This window comes from Enterococcus sp. DIV1758 (assembly GCF_051711985.1).
In the GTDB taxonomy this organism is placed as follows: domain Bacteria; phylum Bacillota; class Bacilli; order Lactobacillales; family Enterococcaceae; genus Enterococcus; species Enterococcus faecalis.
On record NZ_JBIOOA010000001.1, the window covers coordinates 1,776,028 to 1,793,766 of the forward strand.

Consider the following 17,739-nt stretch of genomic DNA (forward strand, 5'->3'; position numbering starts at 1 on the left):
TTCTTAATCTTTTGATAAACTGCCTTTCTTTGTTCTTGTTGATGCATAAGCTTTCATCAACAATGTTCCAATAATACCCACAGCGACAATATTTGAAACAGTCGCGAATACTCCTTGTGTAAACACTTTACTTGCGGGTTCACTATAAATCAAAATATCCAAACTAGGCGCGATTAAGCCCCAAACGACGATATTACCAAAGGCTTGGAAAATATTGAAACGCACCATGTCATTTGTTGTAAATTCACCATGTTGAAGATCCATTTTACGACCAGCGAAGCCAAAAATAATGCCAATAATTCCTGAACAAATAATCCAGCTCCACCAAGCGCTACCATACGTGGTAAAATCTTTTAATGTGTGACCAATCAAACCAATTAGCCCTCCAGCTACTGGTCCAAAAACAACTGACATTAAAGCAAGAAATGGATACGACGTTTCTAAGTTCGTATTAGGAATCCCAGTTGGAATCACAACGAATCGACCTAAAATAACAAAAACTGCAGAGCCAATTCCAATTGCTACAATTGTCTTGACGGACATTTTTTCTTTCATTTCGCTCCTCCATTCTATAACTCCATTGATTTACATCCGCTCCCTTCTTGATTTTATCGAATAAAAAAAGAAGATACGCGGTGCATCTTACTTCTAAAATAGTACCCTTTTAACCGCTCTATGTCAATGATAGACGGAGCTTATTAGCTATTTTCTTTTTTTGATTTCCAACAAAGAAACCAGACACTTAACGCAAGCTAGCATTAAGTGTCTGGTTTCTAATTGGTTCTTATTCAACGCCGATTTCTGCACGTACTACTTCGGCAATTTTATCAACGTAATAATCAACTTTTTCTTGTGTTGGCGCTTCGGCCATCACACGTAACAATGGTTCTGTTCCAGAAGGACGAACTAAAATACGACCTTCGCCATTCATTTCTGCTTCTGCTTGTTCGACAACTGCTTTGATTGCTGGAACTTCCATTGCACCATTTTTATCTGTGACACGAATATTGACTAATTTTTGTGGATAAATCGTCACTTCATCCGCTAATTCAGATAATTTTTTGCCCGTTTGCTTCATAACATTCAACAATTGAATCCCTGAAAGCATGCCATCACCTGTTGTATTGTAGTCTAAAAAGATCATGTGACCAGATTGTTCGCCACCAAAATTGTAATCATTTTTACGCATTTCTTCTACAACATAACGATCACCCACTTGCGTTACCACATCTTTTAAGCCAATTTCTTCTACAGCTTTATGGAAACCTAGATTACTCATCACTGTTGTAACGATTGTATCTTTTTTCAAACGTTTTTTCTCAGCTAAATACTTGGCACAAATATACATGATTTTATCACCATCGATAATTCGTCCTAATTCATCGACCGCAATAATTCTATCGCCGTCGCCATCGAAAGCCAAACCAGCATCTGCGCCTTTTTCAACAACCATTTCTGCCAAAGCTTCAGGATGAGTGGAACCCACACCATCATTGATATTCAATCCATTAGGACTTGTTCCCATTGTATAGAAATCTGTCTCTAAATCTGCGAAGACACGATTGACTGCTGTTGCGGTTGCTCCGTTGGCAGCATCTAAACAAACAGTCATATCTGCTAAATCGCCAGGAATACTTTGAACTAAAAATTGCGAATATTTTAGTAAACCTTCTGGAAATTCATCTAACGAGCCTAAGCCTTCTGCAGAAGGTCTTGGTAAGGTGTCTTCTTCTGCGTCTAACAATGCTTCAATTTCTGCTTCTTGATCGTCTACTAATTTGAAGCCATCTGCCCCAAAAAACTTAATCCCATTGTCTTCCGCAGGATTATGTGAAGCTGAAATCATTACGCCAGCGGATGCTTTTTGTAAACGAGTAAGATATGCTACACCAGGTGTTGAAATCACCCCTAATTGGAAAACTTCAATCCCGACTGATAATAACCCAGCAATCAATGCTTGTTCCAACATCTCACCTGAAATACGTGTATCGCGGCCTACGAGAACACGAGGTTTTCTTGAACTATCTTCATGTTGACTCAACACATAACCACCGTAACGCCCTAATTTAAAAGCTAATTCAGGTGTTAACTCCTTATTTGCAATTCCTCTTACACCATCTGTTCCAAAATATTTACCCATTTTGATTCTCCTTAGTCACTTGATTCTCTGTATTTTCAGTTGAACCAGCAGTTGTACTTTCTACTGTTGATCCCTCACTTGTTGTTTCAGAAGTATTTGATTCTACTTGACTGGATGTACTTGGTTGTACTGCTTGGCTACCTGAGCCAACCGTTGTTGAACTTGCAGGTTCCCCTGAAGTTTCATTTGTATTTGATGACTGTTGTTGATTGTACACGGGGCTCAAAGAAACGTCAACCTCATCTGGTGTAACTACGTATTCTCCATTAACGGGAATAGTCACTGATTGTTTTGTTTCTTTGCGAATATCAGAAATATCTACCGGTACCTCAATTGATTCTAGCGTATCTAAAATTGATTGCGGGCCACTGACCCTAACTTGGTACGTTGATAAACTATAATTGTAATGAGCGATCCCAGCTGGTGGCGTACCTGTCATACTAACATTCAGTGGTACATCTTTTGTTGGCGCAGTTAAGCCTACTGTTACTTTGACTTGTGGTGCTGGATTTTCGATACTTAGGACTTGACCTTTGGCATCCAGCGCTTGAACATTTACCGTTTGTTTAATCGTATCAATTGTTTGTTTGGCACTTGAGACTGGCGCAATCACTTTGTCAATTGCTTTCGCTGTTTCTTCTCCAGTTGTTACTTCTACGGTTTTTGGATCTACAGAAATATTTTTTACTTTGTACCCTTCTTTTTCAATGTTATCAGAAAGTTGTGCTTCTACATCGAATTTTTTTGTTACTCTCTTTTCAATCGTTACAGTCACTGTTTTCGGTTCAATTTCAGCTGTAACAGCTGAACTTAGTCCCCGCACTGTCAAAGGCACTTCCGAAGTCCCTAATGGCAATTTGGTTAAGTCTGCGACCACTTGGAAATTTCGTGTGTCAGCATTTGATTCCATGTTTAATTGAATGCGGTTCGCACTACGTAAATGAACATTTACACTCTCTTCAAATCCAGAGACATAATATTTGTCTTTATCGTATTGGACTTGGACCGGAATATTATTCAGTGTTTCACTATACGTTTGGCTTGAACCTGAATTGGAGGGATTATTGCCTGTTGCATTGGCATTAAAAAATAACAACAATGCAAACAGCAATGAAAGCAAACCATTAAACCAGCTTTTTTGGGAGGCTTTTCTCATTTGCGTTTAACCCCCTTTGTTACATCATCGATAAAATGCTGTAAAGCACTTTTTTTATCTTCCGATGATTCCGAAATTAACTCCTTACGCAAAATTGTTAAATACTCTTCTTGCGTTAGGCCAGGAATTAATTCGTTGTTCAACGTCAAACTAACGTCACCAGTTTCTTCAGAAACAACAATCGTAATGGCGTCACTGACTTCACTGATACCGACTGCGGCTCTATGGCGCGTTCCAAATTCTTTTGGAATTAAATTGCTTTCTGATAGCGGTAAATACGCACTAGCAACAGCAATTTTTTCATTTTTGATAATCACTGCACCATCATGTAGTGGTGTATTTGGAATGAAAATATTAATCAGTAATTCACCAGTAATATCGGCATCCAAATCAATACCTGTCTCAATGTATTCATCTAAACCAGTATTGCGTTCAATGGTTATCAAAGCACCAATTTTCCGTTTTGACATGTACTGAATGGCTTTGTCAAAGGCCTGAATAATACGCTCATCTTCTTGTTGCGCACCTTTATTCGGGCGAAAAAACGAACTTCTCCCTAGATGTTCCAGCCCTCTTCGCACTTCTGGTTGAAAAATAACAACCGCGGCGATTACACCATACATGATAACTTGATTCATTAACCAAGATAATGTATGTAGACCAATTATCTCACTTAGAATGCGGATAATGATAAAAACAGCGACACCTTTTAATAGTTGAACTGCTTTTGTTCCACGAACAAGCATGATTAATTTGTAAACGAGGTACCATACGACTAGGATATCTATGATATTGATAACAAAATCCTTAGATAAGAAATCCGTTGAGATGACTTGCTGCCAATAATTCAAATCTAATAATTGATTCAATTGAAACGACATCATACCCCTCACTTCTCTCTCAAGATTTCCTAACAAGTATACCACATTATTTTCTTTCATCACAGAACGCAAGCGGAAACATCAAAAAAATTTAGGAACTTTTTCAAATAACCTGAAATTTTTCATCAAAAAATCGCATTTCTAACTAAAAAACGTGTCTAAGCAAAAAGCTCAGACACGTTTTTTTGACTTCTATTTAATCTTGCTCACGTTGTTTTCTCTTGGCTGCTCGTTCTGCGCGGCGGGCAGCCCTTCTTGCTTCCGCTTCCGGATCAACTACGCGTTCTTTTTTCACTCGTGGCTTCTCGTTCTCTGGCGCAGTTATTTCTGGTTCACTTTGTTTTTCTAGTTTTGCTCGAATTTTTTCTTCTTGACCAGCTAAACGAGCATAATTATAGAAACGTCTCTTAGCATCATTAATTGTTTTATTAAATAACAATTCCGCTGTATCTGGTTGACTAGATTCTAAGGATGCAAAGCGAACTTGTTGGCGCATAAACTCTTTCATTAATGAAAAATCTGGTTTTTTGAAATCCAATGTCATTGGTTCTTTGCCCTTTTCTCGCAATAATGGATTATAGCGATATAAAGACCAGTAACCTGAATGAACTGCATCTTTCGCTTCTTTCAACGTTTGACTCATCCCACCTGCTAAACCATGTGTAATACATGGTGTATAAGCAATAATAATCGATGGTCCAGGGAATTTTTCTGCTTCTTCAAAAGCTTTAATCGTCTGCATTTGGTTTGCACCTGAGGCAATTTGAGCGACATAGACATTTTCATAAGTCATTGCCATCATCCCTAAATCTTTTTTAGAAGCATATTTCCCACTGGCAGCAAATTTCGCAATCGCTGATGCAGGAGTTGCTTTGGAAGTTTGGCCACCTGTGTTGGAATAGACTTCATTATCTAGAACTAACATATTTACATCCGCGCCACTGGCTAACACGTGGTCAATCCCGCCGTAGCCAATATCGTAGGCCCAGCCGTCCCCACCAATCATCCACTGACTTGGTTTGACAAAAAGATCTTGATCGTCATAAATTGCTTCCAATAAAGGTTGATTCGTTTTTTCTTCAAGCAAAGCTGCACGTAATTTAGCTGCACGTTGTTGCGTACCTTCACTTTCGGACAGATGTGCTATCCAATCTTCCATCAATAGACGCAATGAGTCACTGGCTACAGAAAAAGCTTTGGTCATTTTACTAGCTAAACGTTCGCGACGCGCTTGCGTTGCTAACAACATGCCGTAACCAAACTCGGCATTATCCTCTAAAAGAGAATTTGACCAGGCTGGACCTTGTCCTTGTTCATTCGTAGTGTAAGGTGTCACACCCGCTGCAGCACCCCAAATCGATGAGCAACCTGTGGCATTAGCAATCAGCATTCGGTCACCAAACATTTGCGTCAATAATTTAACATAAGGCGTTTCGCCGCAACCAGAACAAGCACCAGAAAACTCTAATAAAGGTTTATTAAATTGCGAACCTAAAACAGTATTAGGTTTTGCTGGATTTTCCTTTTGACGTAACGTCATAGCAAACGCCCAGTTCATAGCCTGCTCTTTTTCTTCTTCATAAGGTTTCATTACTAAAGCTTTGCCTTTAGCTGGACAGGCTTCAACACAAAGACCACAGCCAGTACAATCTTTGACTGAGACTTGGATACGATATTTCAAGCCGTCGGCACCACGTAGATCACGCACAATGAATCCTTCTGGAGCTTCAGTCATTTCTTCTTCATCGGCTAAGAATGGTCGTATCGCCGCATGGGGACATACAAAGGCACACTCATTACACATGGTACACCGATCGCTAATCCATTCAGGTACTTCTAATGCCACCCCACGTTTTTCAACTGCCGCAGTTCCCAAAGGCATCCGCCCATCTGTCATCCCATTTTTCGCTAGTGTCGCAACAGATAACGCATTGCCTTCTTGACGATTAATCGGTTCAACAATTTCATGAACAAAATCACTAACATTTTCTGAACGTTTTCGCGGTTGAACTTCAAGCGTTCTCCACTCTTCTGGAACAGGTACCTGATGCAACAATTCAACGGTCTTATCGATTGCTTGAATATTTTTTTCGACAACTTTCATGGACTTATGACCATAACTTTTCAGTGCTTCTTCTTTTAAAATTGGTAACACTTGCTCAAAAGGCATGATTTCCGCTAATTTGAAGAAAGCTGTTTCCATTGCGGTATTAATTCGCCCGCCTAGTCCGACTTCACTAGCTAATTTTACTGCATTGATTGTATAAAACTGAATCTCATTTTCAGCTAGATACCGTTTTAATTGATTTGGTAAAAATCGTGCTAGTTGTTCATCATTCCAAATGGTATTTAAGAGGAAAGTACCGCCTTTTTTTAACCCTTTTACTAAATCATAGGTATGCAAATAAGCGGCTGTATGACAGGCTACAAAATCAGAATGTTCAATGAGGTACGTTGAACGAATAGGCGTCTCGCCAAAACGTAAATGAGAAACGGTCAACCCGCCTGATTTTTTTGAATCATAATAGAAAAAGCCTTGCGCAAACTTGTCTGTATGATCACCGATAATCTTAATTGCTGACTTGTTCGCCCCTACTGTGCCATCAGAACCAAAGCCCCAAAATTTAGCTTGATAGGTTTTCGGATTCGTCAAATCAAGTGGTTTGCCAACTTCTAATGAAGTATAAGTTAAATCATCATCAATCCCAATTGTAAAACGCTTCTTCATGGCAGAACGTTCTTTCATTAATTCATCAAAAACCGCAACAATTTGATTTGGCAGTACATCTTTAGAACCTAAACCATAGCGCCCACCAATAATTGTTGGGCGAATGTCCGCTTCATACATCGCACTTTGGACATCCAATAATAACGGTTCGCCACCAGAACCGGGCTCTTTCGTCCGATCCAAAACAGCAATTGCTTTAACTGATTGTGGTATTTTTTCGAGAAATGTTTCAACTGGAAATGGTCGATAAAGATGGACATTAAGGAAGCCAACTTTTCTTCCCTTTTCTTGTAAATAATCAACAGTCTGTTCAATTGTTTGCGCAACTGAACCCATTGTAACGATCACTTCTTCTGCATCTTCTGCGCCATAATACGTCACCAAATCATAATTGGTTCCCCGTAACCGGTTTATTTCTGTCATATATTTTTGAACAATACCAGGTAATTTTTCATAATAAGGATTTATTGTTTCTCGTTGTTGAAAGTGAATATCTGGATTTTGGTTCATTCCACTAACGGAAGGGTGATTCGGGTTCATGCTTCGTCGACGAAATTCGGCTAATTTCTCTTGATTTACTAAGGGTGCTAATTCTTCATAGTCAAGAACTGCCACTTTTTGAATTTCATGACTTGTTCTAAAGCCATCAAAAAAGTTCATAAATGGAACACTCGCTTCAATCGAAGCCAAGTGAGCCACTGGTGCCAAATCCATCACTTCTTGTACACTGCTTTCTGACAACATAGCAAAGCCTGTTTGGCGTGCGGCCATTACGTCTCCTTGATCACCAAAAATATTTAAAGCATTCGTAGTTAAAGCTCGGCTCGCCACATGAAAAACAGATGGTAATAGTTCTCCAGCTATTTTGTACATATTAGGAATCATTAAAAGTAACCCTTGTGAAGCCGTATAGGTCGTGGTAAGCGCGCCTGTTTTTAAAGAGCCATGGACCACCCCGGCAGCACCAGCTTCCGATTGCATTTCGACTACTTTCACAGGTTGACCAAAGATATTTTTCTTACCTTCGGCCGACCACTGATCAACAAGCTCAGCCATTGTTGAACTTGGTGTTATTGGATAAATGGCTGCTAATTCTGTAAAGGCGTAGGAAATATAAGCTGCTGCAGCATTCCCATCCATTGTTTTCATTTTCCGCATGTTTTTCTCATCCTTTATATCTAAAAAATAGAATAGTTGCACGCATATTCTTGTTTATTATAGCGGAATTTCACAAATTATGAAAGATTTTGTCAATTTTTTTGCTTAAAAATAAAAGAGAAATTGAGAAAAAACCACTTTATCCCCTATAAACAAACTATTTCACTGAATTAAAATTACTTTATTTTGTGAAATAGAAATTATCTATTCGTTCACAAACTAAAGAATGAAAGAGGGAGATAAGCGTTTCGACTTATCTCCCTCTTTCTAAACATTAAGATTATTAAAAGTAACGGCTTTTAGTACAACTCCAAATATTGTTCTCTTTCCCATTCAGAAACGGTTTGACGGAAGGCTGCCCATTCCATTCGTTTTGCTTCTACAAAATTGGCAAAAATGTGACGACCTAATGCATCAATCATTACTTGATCTTTACGTAATTCTTTGATGGCATTGTGTAAGGTTGATGGCAAATCTTCAATTTGTGCATGTTGACGTTCTTCCTCATTCATCACATAAATGTTACGATCAACTGCTGGCGGTGGCGTAAGTTCATTACGAATACCATCCAAACCTGCTTGTAATAAGACAGCCATTGTTAAATACGGATTCGCTGAAGGATCGACAGAACGTAACTCTAAACGAGTCGATAAACCACGAGACTCAGGAACTCGAATGAGTGGTGAACGATTTCTGCCGCTCCAAGCTACATAAACAGGTGCTTCATAACCTGGTACCAAGCGTTTATAAGAGTTCACTGTTGGGTTACATACCGCAGTATAGGCACGGGCATGTTTTAATAAACCACCTAAGAAATGATACGCAGTTTGGCTTAAGCCCATCTCTCCTGACTCGTCATAAAAAACATTACCTTCTTCATTAAATAATGACATATTGCAGTGCATACCAGAACCATTAATTCCAAACAAAGGTTTTGGCATAAATGTTGCATGCAAGCCATGTTTGCGCGCAATAGTTTTCACAACTAATTTGAACGTTTGAATATTGTCGCAAGCATCAACTACATCAGCATATTTAAAGTCAATTTCATGTTGACCAGGTGCTACTTCATGATGCGAAGCTTCCACTTCAAAGCCTAAACTTTCTAACTCTAAAACAATATCACGGCGACAATTTTCACCTAAATCGGTTGGCGCAAAATCAAAATAGCCACCTTTATCATTCAAATCAGTGGTAATTTCACCATTCTCATCTAATTTAAATAGAAAAAATTCTGGTTCTGGTCCTAAGTTAAAAGAAGTAAAGCCTAATTCTTTCATATCTGCTAAGGCGCGTTTTAAATTACCGCGGGGATCTCCAGCAAAAGGGGTACCATCAGGATTGTAAATATCGCAAATTAAGCGCGCAACTTTTCCATGGTCGCTTTCCCACGGAAAAATCATCCATGTAGATAGATCAGGGTATAAATACATGTCACTTTCTTCGATACGAACGAATCCTTCAATGGATGACCCATCAAACATCATTTTATTATCTAATACTTTATCTAGCTGACTCACAGGAACTTCAACATTTTTAATTGTTCCCATAATGTCGGTAAACATTAGTCGTAAAAAACGTACGTTTTCTTCTTCTGCAATATGTTTAATCTCTTCTGCCGTTTTGGCTTTTCTTGTCATCGGTCTGATCCCCATCCTTCATTTTTATTGGCTGCTGAAACGTTAAAGCCTTGGTACATTCGATTGGAACGGATTTTGCTGAGTAAGTCCTCCTTGCGAAAGAATTTCGTCGTATAAAATCTGACGAACATCTGCATCGGTTAACGGACGAGTTGCCTCGGCGGTGTTTTTTTGTTCTTCTAATTTCATTTCATACACACGCTTAATCCCTGCCATGTTCAATCCATCAGATAAATAATCTTTAATTTCTAACAAAACATCAATATCATTTAAAGAATACATGCGTCGGTTGCCCTCACTACGTTCTGGATGAATCAATCCCTGTTCTTCATAGTAGCGAATTTGTCGAGCGGTCAAATCCGTTAGTTTCATAACTGTACCAATTGGAAAAACTGACATGGAACGGCGTAACTCTTTTTCTCTCATCTCCATCCTCCTCTCTTAGTTATTTCTTAGAATAACAATAGAATGACAAATTGTCAAGAACTTATGTTAGATTTTCTAACATAAAACAAAAAACCTGATAAATATGGACTTTTCCATCTTTTCACGGCTGATTTTCTACTACTAATCAAAAAAATAGAAATGATTTGTTTTTACAAATCATTTCTAATCAACTTACCATTTTTTATTCTTTTTCGGATTCAGCCAACCATTTAGACTCTTTTTTCGCAAATCCTTTCACGATATACCGATTTTCATTTTCAGCATATTCTTCTGAAACCATTAGTGTCATCCGGCGAAGTTCACTTAATAGTTGTCCATCAGTTGGGCTAATTTCTAATTGATAAGGCTCGAGTAATTCCATCATTTGGGCACGGATAGCTTGAACCAGTCGTTCTTTATCTTCAGAAATTTTAGTTGAGATCAATACATTGGGAAATAAGGTTGGGACAAATTCTTTACTGTCCACTTGATCTCTTTTATTATAAACCGTCAAGCACGGAATATTTTCCAACGCTAATTCTTTCATCAATGTTTGAACTGTGCGTTCATGTTGTAACCGATCTGGCGCACTTGCATCCACTACATGGAGCAGTAAATCCATCGTCCGACTTTCTTCCAATGTCGACTGAAAGGCTTCAATCAGTTGTGTTGGTAAATCTTGAATGAAGCCGACCGTATCTGTCAGAGTAACTTCCATGCCTTGAGGCAATTGCCATTTTTTGGTTAAAGGATCTAACGTTGCAAACAATTGATCCTCTGAATAAGTTCCTGCTGTTGTCAACATGTTGAGAATGGTTGATTTGCCAGCATTGGTATAACCAATCAAGCCAATTTGAAATAGTTCTGAATTTTGTCTTTTTTGGCGGCTTCGTTCACGATGAGCAGTGACTTCTTTTAACTCACGACGGATGCCTAAGATTTTATTCCGAATGTGTCGGCGGTCCGACTCTAATTTTGTTTCACCAGGCCCGCGTGTCCCAATACCTCCTCCAAGTCGGGACAACTGTTTTCCTTGACCAGCCAAGCGAGGCAATAAATAATCCAATTGTGCTAATTCAACTTGTAACTTTCCTTCTTTGGAGCGCGCACGCAAAGCAAAGATATCCAAAATTAATTGTACACGATCAATTACTCGTACAGCTAACGCTTCAGATAACAGTTGATTTTGACGCGGTGTGAGCTCGTGATTAAAAATCACAAGATCCGCTTCATAGGCATCTGTTAATTGAATTAATTCTTCCAATTTCCCTTTACCGATTACGGTTTGTCGATCAACTTGTGGTCGTTTTTGCGTTAAAACAAACACCACTTCTCCATTAGCAGTTTCCGTTAAATTCGCCAGTTCCTCCATTGATGCAGAAAATGTCTGATAATTTTTTTCCGTCTCAACTCCTACTAAAATAACTTTTTCATGAGTGGTCATCGCCTACTCACTCTCCTTCTGTTGTAGCCATTCCGCTACTTCTTTTTCCAACTTGGGCAAATCTGTTGGCTGTTGAACCAAATCCCACCAATGCGCAGCCATTCGATTTCTAAACCAAGTCAATTGACGTTTGGCATATCGCCGTGATTGCTGTTTGACTGTTTCAACCGCCATCTCTAATGATTGTTCACCGGAAAAATACGGAAAAAATTCTTTATAGCCAATGCCTTGAGCTGCTTGTGCATGTGGTTGCTGAAACATCTGTTTTGCTTCTTCCAACAGTCCTTTTGTCATCATTTGATCCACCCGCTGATTAATACGCTCATACAATAAAGCGCGATCTGTTTCCAAACCTAATAAATAATAATCATAGAGACGAGCTGGTTTTTCCTTCGGGGTCAAAATACTATAACCGGTTTTATCAAAGACCTCTAACGCACGAATCACTTTTTTGCGATTATTAAAATGGATGCTGTTAGCCGCTAGAGGATCCTTTTGTTTTAATAACTGCCATAAGGCTTGATTCCCTTTTTCTTCCGCAAATAAATTGTACGTTTCTCTAATTTCAGGCGAGTCATCTATCTCACGACTTCCTAGTTGAAAATCATAAAGAAGTGATTGAATATACAAACCTGTTCCTCCAACGATAATTGGTAGTTTCCCTTTTTCAGTAATTTCTTTGATTTTTTGACGACCCTCTCTCTGAAAATCAGCAGCAGAATAAGTCTCGCTGACTTCACGGCAATCAATTAAATAGTGAGGAATCCCTTCTTTTTCTGTTTCTGTGACTTTAGCGGTGCCAATGTCTAACGAGCGATAAACTTGCATGGAGTCACCGCTAATAATTTCACCATTAAAATTTTTTGCTAAAGCAATACTTAATGCTGTTTTCCCCACCGCGGTGGGTCCTACAATAACTAATACTTTCTCCAATTATGTTTCTCCTTCTTCTTGCCAATTTTGACGAGCAAATTTTGCTTCTTCAGGAAAATCTGTATGAACACCTGCCAATTTTAGCTGAAAACAATTTTCCATTTCTTCCATCCGATTAACAGTCCACGGCCGCAGCGGTTTGCCAATTGTGATAAGTTCTTTTTCATGAGCCAACACCCAAGACATTTTTGGATGTAAACTATCGACAAGCGCGAATGCCGGTCCCGCTTGACTTAAATCCTCTGCAGATTCATAAATAAAGGCAATTTCTGTCTTAGGATCAGCTTTTTTTAATTTAACTAAACTTGGAAAATAAAAACTGGAATATAAATAACGAAACGGCCAGTTTTTTTGATTCATTTGTTGGACGACTTTTTTCTCAATTCCTTCATAATGGATAATATCCGTTTTAAGTTCAATATTCAAAAAACCATTGAATTGTTCTTCTACAAGACAATTTAAAACATCTTCCAATGTTGGAACACATTGAACAGAAGGATTTTTCTGAAACCAGCTTCCAGCGTCTAGTTGTTTTAATTCGTTTAATGTTAACTGTTGGATTTCACCATGACCATCTGTCGTACGATCCACCGTTTCATCATGCATAACGATTAAATAACCATCTTTAGATAGGTGAACGTCTAATTCAATTCCTTCAGCACCAATACGAACAGCCTCTCTGAAAGCAATACACGTATTTTCAGGATGGGTGCCTTTACTTCCTCGATGTGCAATAATATCTGTCATGCTCTCACTCCAATCTTGTTTATTGTACCATTGGAGTGAGGTGGGTTCAAATATGGGAAAAACTAAAAGAAAGAGTAGGACATCAATCAAAGCGACTGATATCCTACTCTTTAAGTCTTATAAACAATTTAGTCTCAAATCCGTCTTTTTATTCTCTTAATCTTTTAATTCATAATTAACGTATTTATCTAAACCAGATTGGATACTATATTTTGGTTCATATCCAATGGCACGTAATTTAGATATATCCGCTAAAGAATCTTTGATGTCCCCAGCTCGCGCTTCTTTGTATTCAACTGGCAAAGTGACTTTCATAATATCATTTAGAGAAGAAATTAACTCATTTAAATCGGTTGCTTTCCCTGTTCCGACATTATATACTTCCCCAAGTGATTGGTCAGAATGAGCGACAAGATTCAACGCTTGAACCACGTCCTCAACAAAGACAAAATCACGAGATTGTTTTCCATCACCAAAGATATTGAATGTCACTTCTTGATTGGCTAATAAGCGTTTGTAAGAGTCCATCACAATCGAAATAACGCCAGAATAAGGGGAATTAGGATTTTGGTTTGGCCCATAAACGTTAAAGAACCGAACAGCGCTTGTCGGAACATCATATAAATGACAATAGTTTAACACATATTTTTCAGAAGCAAATTTATCCACCGCATAAGGCGTTAATGGACGAATTACTGATTCTTCCTGTTTTGGTAAAGTTGGCTCATCGCCGTAAACTGCTGCAGAAGAAGCAAACACCAAACGTTTTAAATCTTTCTGGTATTTCCGAATTAATTCCAGTAATTGTAACACACTCTCAAAATTCACTTGGTGTGTTTCCACTGGACGTGCTACTGAGTCTGCTACACTAGCAATCGCTGCTAAGTGAAAAATGTAATCGAACTGATACTCTTGTAGTACTTTTTCCATTAATTGTTGATCAGTCACGCTACCTTCAATGAACGTGATGTTTTCAGATGCGTTTAAATTTTCAGTTTGGCCCATTGATAAATCATCAATGACCACAACTTGATTGTCTTTACTATAATAATTTGCTAAGGTTGAGCCGATAAAGCCGGCGCCGCCTGTGATTAAAAAGTTCCTCAAGTTTCCCACTCCAATTAAAATAATACATTAATTTTACCATTTTTAGGTGTCAAAGACTACAGTTTGTTTTTTTCAATAAAAAAGGAGAGAAAATAACTTTCTCAACCTTTTACTAAATATTTTAAATTCTTTGCGTTATTCACAAAACTCTTATGAATGAATAAGAAATAGATAATGTACACAATTCCATAAGAAATGAAACTATAAATACTACCGCCAAACCAAAGATTACTAAAGATAAACAATAATGTAACCAACGTTTCCAATACAGTACTATTACCTATTTTAACGTTCATATCTTTGCATAGAAAAATTTCCGCTAAATTACAACGAAATGCTAAACTTACTAATATCAACCCAACAGTTAAATTCAAGTTCCCAACAACGAAAATCACAAACAGCGACAGGATTAACGACAAGGCAAGTGTCAATACGTTAACAAATAAAATTGTTTTTTCTTTTCTCAACGTTTTTAAATACGTATTAATTAGTAAAGACATCCGACCTTCATAAATAACTATAGGAAATAGAATTCCCATAAATTTCAAACTCTCGCTATATTCGGGTAACCACATACCTAAAACAAATTTGACGGGTACATATAACAGCAGAATTGCATACGTCAACGGAACAAAAACACCTCTTAATGTGACAAATAAAGACGGCAATCGCTCTTTATTTGTCCGTCTTAACAACGGAAACATTACAATTCCAACAGCATTAATAAAAGTTAAAAACATATTTGATAAACTTAAAGTAAAGGACAATTTACCAAAGGTTTCGATAGTCCAACGCTGTTGAACAAAAAAGCGAATGGTTCCCATTATTAGCATACTTGCTATACTACTGAGCATTAGTTTACTACCTATGTTAATATTATCAACTATTTCAGGAGTAACTTCCTTCAAACTCATCATGTTCACACGCAACATGTCTTTAACTCTAAACATTCCCCAAACCGTAATAATCAGTTTAGAAAGTATATCCATAATGATTAGCCAATAAAAATCTCGTCCTCCTAATGCAAAGTAAATTGCAATGAACAGGACATATAAATAGCGATCATTTCTGGATAATTGAGCATATTCCTTAATACGATTTGTTGACTGAAAAACATACAGAATAAACGTTTTTGCAATTGTAATTACTGAAACAATGGCCGTCAATATCAAAATAATCCCTTGATATTCTTTCGGCATGAAAAAGTAAGCCCAAAGAATGACAAAAGCAGAAATACAACATTCAAAAATCGCTAAATACCAGAATTGAGAACCGAGATTTCTTTTATCTAAATTTTCGTATTCTTCTCCCCCGATTTTTAAATAGATACCATCAATCCAGCCTAAGTGGAGAAATCCAACATATGAAGAATAAAAAACATAAAGTTGCCAATAACTGTATTCTGTAACGCCTAGCAACTTAGGAACAAATAAATTTAAGAGAACCGAAATACCCAACGTTGCAAAATTTGCAGCCACAGTATAATAAAGGTTTTTAGCCACCATTTTTGCTTTTGAATTCATAGCATTATGCTCACTTTCTAATTTTATATTTCATGATATGGTACATATCTGTGCTAAAATAAAACTTATGATGATACTTAAAAAAGGCACATAGAATCGGAATAATTTTTTTTCGTTCTAATAAAGATACTCGCATATTCAACTCTTTAATCAAGTTTGAAAGAACTTTGTCTTTATATTCAAATTCTTCAACATGTGGTTGATTATTTAAATAATTCTTTGCAGCCTTTGTACGCTGTAATCTCCGGCGTAAAGTATTCAATCTTTCTTCAAAGTGGTTTTGTCTCTTAGCTAAATCAATTTCTTTTTTAAAGGAACTTTGTCCATGTTTACGCCATCTAATTAATTCTTCCCTAACGATATAGAGCCCATCACTTAGTAAAGAACTTCCCCACATCGCCATATCATGTACAGGATTTTCCATTTCAGATGCGTATAGATTAACGTTTGCAATAAAACTCTTTCTAATTGCATATACACAACCTGGTCGACGTAAAAATAAATTGTTTTCATTAAATACAACCTGTTCTTCTTTTTGATTAGGCAGTTTAACTGAATCAATTTTTTTTAATTCCTCTGCTAATCCTCCCGGTTCTACTAATTCAGTATAATCGCTTACTAAAACTTTGACATCAGTGTTTACAAAAGCGTTACACATCACTTCAATTTTAGATACATCCCAAATATCGTCTTGATCACAAGTAAAAACAATTTCTTTTGTAGCAGCATTCAATAGATTAAAGAAATTTTTGCGCCAACCTAAATTTTCCTTATTGATTTTCAAATGCCACGTTTCACCTAATTTATTTTCAGAGATAAATTTTTCAATTATTTTAACTGTAGAATCTGTAGAACAATCATCCCAAATCAATACTTCATCAATTTTTTTCGATTGATTTTTTAAAGAATCCAACTGTTCTAAGATGTTTTTTTCTCCATTATAGGTAGCCATAACAACAGTTGCTGTATATTGTTGGTCCATTTAAGTACGCCCTCTTTCTAAAAAGCCTATAAATAATCTTTATTTTTGGTAAAAATCATAGGGATGATGAGTGATTCTTTCTTCTACCGGAGGCATTTTCATATAATCTCCATAGCGTAAAGTCAAAAATTGTTTTCGCTTTTTAATGGCCATAAATTGATGTCCTTCAAACTCTACATCTTCATATTCCAAAAACCACTCATTAGGAAACACACCCCAATCTATATGAATCCATTCGAGATAACCACAATGATTTGTTGTTCCAAATGGGATTTTTTTTGCCTCCGTTTGATATAAATCACGCCAATATTGATCGTTTCCTGTTTTTTTTGTTTTAAAATGATGAGGATAACGTGTTATTAATTTTATTAAAGCCTTACTAAGATAAAAACTTCGCGCATAGCTTAAGCCTAAAGTATCCATTAAGTTTAACCGATACTGTTCCGTTTTATTTCTCAGTTCGTTTCTCTCCTTTTGACTATCAGGGATGCCATCAATTGGAAAAATATCTACAAAAACTCCTAAGTCCTTATCTTCTCCACCAAAATATTGTTTTGAATGAGCTACAGTATTAGGATCAACTAACTTTGCAAAAGGATAACGAAAATGTTTCCTTGTTTCAAAAGAAAGTAATTGATAGTTAGAGTCGTTTTCAAGGATTTTAATTAACACTTCATAATCTGGTCTCGGCATAACTATATCAATATCATCATCCCAAGGAATAAAACCTTTATGACGTTCTACACCAATCAAGGTTCCATAAAATAATGTATAATGCAAGTTGTTAGATCGACAAATATTATCGATATACACTAATATTTCAACAGCCTTCGCCTGAACTTCGTTTAACGTAAGTTTTTGCATGATATTACTC

The 17,739-nt window shown here is 37.1% G+C and carries 14 protein-coding genes; all 14 read right to left on the reverse strand.

All coding sequences use genetic code 11. The annotated features are described in order from the left end of the window. Positions 1-3 precede the first annotated feature (3 nt). Entirely contained in the window at positions 4-555 is a 552-nt protein-coding gene (locus IGJ52_RS08685) for an ECF-type riboflavin transporter substrate-binding protein (protein ID WP_002356937.1), read from the reverse strand. 229 nt (positions 556-784) lie between these two features. Further along, the gene (glmM, locus tag IGJ52_RS08690) at positions 785-2,140 is read right to left on the reverse strand and encodes a phosphoglucosamine mutase (protein ID WP_002356936.1); all 1,356 of its coding nucleotides are present in this window, start codon (positions 2,138-2,140) and stop codon (positions 785-787) included. Next, positions 2,133-3,296 (reverse strand): CdaR family protein, encoded by a 1,164-nt coding sequence (locus IGJ52_RS08695; RefSeq protein WP_002374494.1) that lies wholly within the window; start codon positions 3,294-3,296, stop codon positions 2,133-2,135. Before IGJ52_RS08695 ends, glmM begins: the two co-directional genes overlap by 8 nt. After that, complete coding sequence (gene cdaA / locus IGJ52_RS08700) at positions 3,293-4,177, reverse strand: diadenylate cyclase CdaA (RefSeq protein ID WP_002389035.1); 885 nt, start codon at positions 4,175-4,177, stop codon at positions 3,293-3,295. The genes IGJ52_RS08695 and cdaA overlap by 4 nt, the downstream gene beginning before the upstream one ends. Positions 4,178-4,373: 196 nt before the next feature. Next, positions 4,374-8,105, reverse strand: a complete 3,732-nt coding sequence (gene nifJ / locus IGJ52_RS08705; protein ID WP_002419728.1) for a pyruvate:ferredoxin (flavodoxin) oxidoreductase — start codon at positions 8,103-8,105, stop codon at positions 4,374-4,376. A 257-nt stretch (positions 8,106-8,362) separates the two neighbouring features. Next, complete coding sequence (gene glnA / locus IGJ52_RS08710; RefSeq protein ID WP_002356929.1) at positions 8,363-9,703, reverse strand: type I glutamate--ammonia ligase; 1,341 nt, start codon at positions 9,701-9,703, stop codon at positions 8,363-8,365. 42 nt (positions 9,704-9,745) lie between these two features. Further along, on the reverse strand, positions 9,746-10,129 hold the full coding sequence (locus IGJ52_RS08715) for a MerR family transcriptional regulator (protein WP_002388239.1): 384 nt from the start codon (positions 10,127-10,129) through the stop codon (positions 9,746-9,748). 202 nt (positions 10,130-10,331) lie between these two features. Next, a complete protein-coding gene (hflX, locus tag IGJ52_RS08720; RefSeq protein WP_002425963.1) occupies positions 10,332-11,573 on the reverse strand; it encodes a GTPase HflX in 1,242 nt (413 codons plus the stop codon). Between the two features lie 3 nt (positions 11,574-11,576). Continuing rightward, positions 11,577-12,506, reverse strand: a complete 930-nt coding sequence (miaA, locus tag IGJ52_RS08725; protein ID WP_010816631.1) for a tRNA (adenosine(37)-N6)-dimethylallyltransferase MiaA — start codon at positions 12,504-12,506, stop codon at positions 11,577-11,579. After that, on the reverse strand, positions 12,507-13,253 hold the full coding sequence (locus IGJ52_RS08730) for a glycerophosphodiester phosphodiesterase (protein ID WP_010816632.1): 747 nt from the start codon (positions 13,251-13,253) through the stop codon (positions 12,507-12,509). Positions 13,254-13,409: 156 nt separating this feature from the next. Continuing rightward, positions 13,410-14,369 carry a GDP-mannose 4,6-dehydratase gene (locus IGJ52_RS08735; RefSeq protein WP_029656444.1) on the reverse strand — a complete coding sequence of 320 codons (960 nt, stop codon included), beginning with the start codon at positions 14,367-14,369 and terminating at the stop codon, positions 13,410-13,412. Between the two features lie 92 nt (positions 14,370-14,461). Next, positions 14,462-15,883, reverse strand: a complete 1,422-nt coding sequence (locus IGJ52_RS08740; protein ID WP_002366935.1) for a lipopolysaccharide biosynthesis protein — start codon at positions 15,881-15,883, stop codon at positions 14,462-14,464. 10 nt (positions 15,884-15,893) lie between these two features. Next, positions 15,894-16,865 (reverse strand): glycosyltransferase family 2 protein, encoded by a 972-nt coding sequence (locus IGJ52_RS08745; RefSeq protein ID WP_002366937.1) that lies wholly within the window; start codon positions 16,863-16,865, stop codon positions 15,894-15,896. Between the two features lie 39 nt (positions 16,866-16,904). After that, positions 16,905-17,729, reverse strand: a complete 825-nt coding sequence (locus IGJ52_RS08750; protein ID WP_002425966.1) for a LicD family protein — start codon at positions 17,727-17,729, stop codon at positions 16,905-16,907. Between the last annotated feature and the right edge of the window lie 10 nt (positions 17,730-17,739).